4 protein-coding genes, 1 tRNA gene and 1 pseudogene are annotated in these 4,319 nt (G+C 56.9%); 2 read left to right on the forward strand and 4 right to left on the reverse strand.

The window, feature by feature from the left end; genetic code table 11:
• Window positions 1-112 precede the first annotated feature (112 nt).
• Together ccmB and ccmA are read right to left on the reverse strand one after the other, a co-directional pair.
• Window positions 113-772 carry a heme exporter protein CcmB gene (ccmB, locus tag QMM04_RS21120; protein WP_058758454.1) on the reverse strand — a complete coding sequence of 220 codons (660 nt, stop codon included), beginning with the start codon at window positions 770-772 and terminating at the stop codon, window positions 113-115.
• Window positions 772-1,386 carry a cytochrome c biogenesis heme-transporting ATPase CcmA gene (gene ccmA, locus QMM04_RS21125; RefSeq protein ID WP_282996948.1) on the reverse strand — a complete coding sequence of 205 codons (615 nt, stop codon included), beginning with the start codon at window positions 1,384-1,386 and terminating at the stop codon, window positions 772-774. Before ccmA ends, ccmB begins: the two co-directional genes overlap by 1 nt.
• Before the next feature lie 243 nt (window positions 1,387-1,629).
• Here ccmA and QMM04_RS21130 point away from each other — a divergent pair, with 243 nt between their 5' ends.
• Both QMM04_RS21130 and QMM04_RS21135 read left to right on the forward strand, forming a co-directional pair.
• Window positions 1,630-2,562 (forward strand): formate/nitrite transporter family protein, encoded by a 933-nt coding sequence (locus QMM04_RS21130; RefSeq protein WP_058775841.1) that lies wholly within the window; start codon window positions 1,630-1,632, stop codon window positions 2,560-2,562.
• Between the two features lie 88 nt (window positions 2,563-2,650).
• Window positions 2,651-2,725 (forward strand) — tRNA-Arg (locus QMM04_RS21135).
• Window positions 2,726-2,759: 34 nt separating this feature from the next.
• On the opposite strand, the gene QMM04_RS21140 is transcribed toward QMM04_RS21135, so the two are convergent.
• Window positions 2,760-4,124, reverse strand: coding sequence for a VasL domain-containing protein (locus tag QMM04_RS21140; RefSeq protein ID WP_282996947.1), 1,365 nt, complete (start codon window positions 4,122-4,124; stop codon window positions 2,760-2,762).
• A gap of 54 nt (window positions 4,125-4,178) precedes the next feature.
• Window positions 4,179-4,319: pseudogene (locus QMM04_RS21145) on the reverse strand (GIY-YIG nuclease family protein); the annotation flags it as partial.

Below are 4,319 nucleotides of genomic sequence, written 5' to 3' on the forward strand. Positions count from 1 at the left end.
GCATAGCTGGTAAAGCCGCTCAGGCTTTGCCCACTGGTGTAACCATTTCCACATTGACATTGCTCACACTAAATAAGAATTCGGATGGCGGCCTCTCTGCCGGAGGCCCGCCTTAATGCAGACTGATGCGCAGCGCGGCGGCGGTCGCAAACGGCGACAGCGTGGCGCTGACCGCCAGCATGGCGCCGAGGATCGCCAGATAACCGCCGATCGGTAACCCCTGACCGGCCGCATCAATCGCCGCGCTGGCAAAAATCAGTACCGGTATCGACAGCGGCAACACCAGTAAACTCAGCAATACGCCGCCGCGCCGCAGCCCGACGGTCAGGCCGGTGCCAATCGCACCGAGAAAACTCAGGGTTGGCGTGCCGATCAGCAGCGTCAGCGCCATTGCCCGCCAGCCTGCAAAATCCAGCGACAGCAGCAGCGCCGCCAGCGGCGAGAGTAAAATCAGCGGCAGCCCGGTAATCAGCCAGTGCGCAATCACCTTGCCCAGCACGGTGATCGGCAGCGGCGTCGGCAGCAACAGCAACTGCTCCAGCGAGCCATCGAGAAAGTCGTCGCGAAACAGCCGCTCCAGCGCCAATAGCGATGCCAGCAGCGCCGCCACCCAGGCGACGCCGGGCGCGATGCGCGCCAGCTGCTGCGGCTCAGGGCCAATGCCTAGTGGAAACAGCGTAATCACGATCAGAAAAAACCACAGCGGATTAACCACTTCCGCGCCGCTGCGAAAGGCAATCTTTAACTCACGCTGAATAACCCGGCCAAGCATCACGCCCACTCCGATGTAAAACGAATTTTGCGCACGCGCGCATGGCTGTCCGGCAGGTCCTGATGGGTCGTCAGGATCACCACGCCACCGTTATCGGCATGATCGGCGAAGCGCGCCATTAATTTTTCCACGCCGTGTTTGTCGATAGCGGTCAGCGGCTCATCCAGAATCCACACCGGAGCCGGGCTGAGCCACAGTCGCGCCAGCGCCACGCGCCGCTGCTGCCCGGCAGAAAGCTGAGCCACCGGCACCTCTTCATAGCCCAGCAGATTGACCTGCTCCAGCGCGTCATACAGCGTGTCTTCGCTGCGATCGCCGTGCCAGAAATGCAGATTCTCCCGCGGCGACAGCACCGATTTCACGCCCGGATGATGGCCGAGATACAACAGGTTTTGCTGCCATATTTCGCGCTGCCGGCGAATAGACTGCTGTTGCCAGCGTACTTCGCCCTGCTCTGGCCGGCTTAACCCCGCCAGCAGTCGCAACAGTGAAGTTTTGCCTGCGCCGTTGGGGCCTTCGATTTGCACCACATCGCCCGCCTGCACCTGAAAACTCAGTCCGTGGAACAGGGTTCGCTCATCGCGAACGCAGGCGAGATTAATCACTTCGAGCATAGAAGGGAGATTCATAGCAATAAATGAGGCGGGAATAATACCACACTCAAACCAGGGGCCGAAGTCTGCGCGCAAGCTCCCCCTTCCCCCAAATGGGGTATTCATGCGCATCAGATCAAGAAAGCGCTCAAAAAACCACCTTTGCTAATCTCTTGTTACTCTTAATTTGAATCTTTGTAACATTTCGCCCTTGCTAAAAGCGTCTACGCTTATTACGCACTGGCATTATCACCGGGAGAAAAAATGAAGCCATCGCCATCAAATAACACGCATGACAATGACGTGGACAGTGAAGAAAAAGAACAAGGCACGGATATTGAAGTGGACGAAGACGCCCTGCCCTCGCGGGCTGCGGCGATCCATGAAGAGATTCGGCAGGACGGTGAAAAGGAGCTGGAACGCGACGGCATGGCTCTGCTGTGGTCAGCGATTGCCGCCGGCTTATCGATGGGTGCCTCGCTGATGGCGAAAGGCATTTTTCAGGTGCACCTCGCTGGTGTGCCCGGCGCCTATCTGCTGGAGAATCTCGGCTACACCTTTGGTTTTGTCATCGTGATTATGGCGCGCCAGCAGCTGTTTACCGAGAATACCGTCACCGCCGTACTGCCGGTGATGCATAAACCCACCGGCGGCAATTTTATGCTGCTGCTGCGGCTGTGGAGCGTGGTGCTGATCGGCAATTTGATTGGTACCGCACTGGGCGCGCTGGCGTTTAATCATATGCCGATTTTCGATGACGCCACGCGCCAGGCCTTCACTGCCATCAGCGAAAAAGTGATGGAGCACACGCCGGGCGAAATGTTTGCCAACGCAGTGATTTCAGGCTGGATCATCGCCACCATGGTGTGGATGTTTCCTTACGCTGGCGGCGCCAAAATTGTGGTGATTGTAATGATGACCTGGCTGGTGGCGCTGGGCGATCTGGCCCACATTGTGGTCGGATCGGTTGAAGTGCTGTATCTGGTGTTTGCCGGCACGCTGCCGTGGCAGGAGTTTTTGTGGCCGTTTGCACTGCCCACCCTGCTGGGCAACATCACCGGCGGTACGCTGATTTTTGCCCTGATCAGTCACGCGCAGATCCGTAACGACATGAGCGAAGCGGCCAAAGCCAAAGCGCGAGCCGAACAGAAGCGTAAAGAGAGGCAGGAAAAGCAGAAAGATCAGGAAAAAGCGTGATCGCCACCGCCTGATTGCTGACACTTTGAGCAAACAGGCGGCCCACGGTTAAAATCCCCTGCACGGTGCGCTATACTGCGCGCCGCACGTCTCCTTAGTTAAATGGATATAACGAGCCCCTCCTAAGGGCTAGTTGCAGGTTCGATTCCTGCAGGGGACACCAGTAACAGCTCTTCTGCTTTGGTTTACCGCTTCGTTTATTGGTCCTCTCCCTCTGCCACCCCAATGCTGTTTTTCATCTGCCACAAGGTGTAAATCTGCGATCGCAGGTGCTGTTCAAGCTGGCGGATAAGCTGTTGCCGCTGGGGCGCACTGGCTGGTAGCGAGTGAATTTGCCGCAATTGTTCCTCAATGGGCTCAGCCTGCTGAAAACGGGTCATCATGCCAAATACCGAGGACTTCAGCTCACTCACTGTGATGTATTTGCCTTTTTGCTCATCCAGTCCATTCAGACGCTCGCTTAACTGCGCCAGCTTCATCATCCCCTGATGCCAGGCCGCAAGGTTTTGCGCTGGCAACGTGCTGGCCTCAAGCTGATGCAGCCACCGTGCTGATAAAGAACCCGCCTGTTCCGGCCACAGCGCCTGCGCCTGCTCCACCAGCTGCTGGCCATACGCAATATTCCAGTCGGGCGCGAGTTGCTCCAGGCGAGATAACTGCTGCTGCGTGTCGGCGACCAAGGCTGATGGTATGGACGTCCGCTGCCGCAGCACATCCCGCTGCTGTGGCGTGAGTGTGGCGGGCACAGGACCCAGCGATGCCACCAGCTGAGCCTGCAGCGGATCGGGCCGGTGCAGATATTGCCAGCCGCCCACCGCGACCACGCTGATAAGCAGCATGGTAAACATCCCGGCACTGAAAAATTGCCACTTATTACGACGGGCCAGCGCCGCTGTCTGCACCTTTATCTTCGGCTGATGTTGCTGCTGCGCGACATAAATCCATCTGGCGTTATGCGGAGTTTTCGTTTCATGCGGGAGTGCGGATATCGCCCCGTTATCTAGCGTGGTGCCGGGCAAGATGTCGCTGGTCATACCGTCACGGCTTTCCAGCCTGGCAGCACTGTTGTGCATCAGAGCACGCAACGTATCAAGCTGGCTAAGATGTTTAAGCTCCAGCCGCTGTAACACGGTCCCCAGGCGGGTAAGCAGTTGTTCAGCACGATAAAGCTGACTCAGATCGTCATAATTCAGGGAAAGGGTGCGCATCTGCTGCTGCACGCGCTGGCTCAGGCTGGTGAGAATATCCATGCGCGCATGAATCGGTTGCGGCCACAGCGCCCCCCACTGATGGCTCACCAACGCTTCCACTAGCGCCAGACCTTCATTCAATCCGACCAGGCCGGCCAGTTGCATGCGGGCAAGCGTGTACCAGGCCGCGGTCTGCAACTCCACTCCGTTTTGTTCGAACAGAGAAAGGCAGCGTTGTTCAACGTAAAGCCAGTCTATATCCGGCCGTGCCGGATGGGTCAATTTGCTCAGCTCTTCACGCAGAGCAGCATAATCCGGCAGCTTACGCGGGTCGCTGCCGGTTTTAATTTTACGTTGGGAAAGATTGTCCATGGCCAGATATCCATATGGCGTAGTTGAAGCAGTAGCAATTATTATTTATGCGGCTTAACTTTCTGCATACTCAAGGGCTTGCAAATACTGCAAAGCTATCGGATCTGCAAGGTATTCCACCAGCTCATGATGGCGTTCCACTTCATCGATAATGCGACTGAGTACGATGCGGAAAAACTTTTTACGCAAGAGGAT

This window comes from Pantoea sp. Pa-EAmG (genome assembly GCF_030024295.1).
Taxonomy (GTDB): domain Bacteria; phylum Pseudomonadota; class Gammaproteobacteria; order Enterobacterales; family Enterobacteriaceae; genus Pantoea; species Pantoea dispersa.

Excerpts from the sequence above, each read along its gene's own strand:
- ccmA (WP_282996948.1), bottom strand. The coding sequence starts at position 1,386 with ATGCTCGAAGTGATTAATCTCGCCTGCGTTCGCGATGAGCGAACCCTG.
- QMM04_RS21130 (WP_058775841.1), top strand. The coding sequence starts at position 1,630 with ATGAAGCCATCGCCATCAAATAACACGCATGACAATGACGTGGACAGT.
- QMM04_RS21140 (WP_282996947.1), bottom strand. The coding sequence starts at position 4,124 with ATGGACAATCTTTCCCAACGTAAAATTAAAACCGGCAGCGACCCGCGT.
- ccmB (WP_058758454.1), bottom strand. The coding sequence starts at position 772 with ATGCTTGGCCGGGTTATTCAGCGTGAGTTAAAGATTGCCTTTCGCAGC.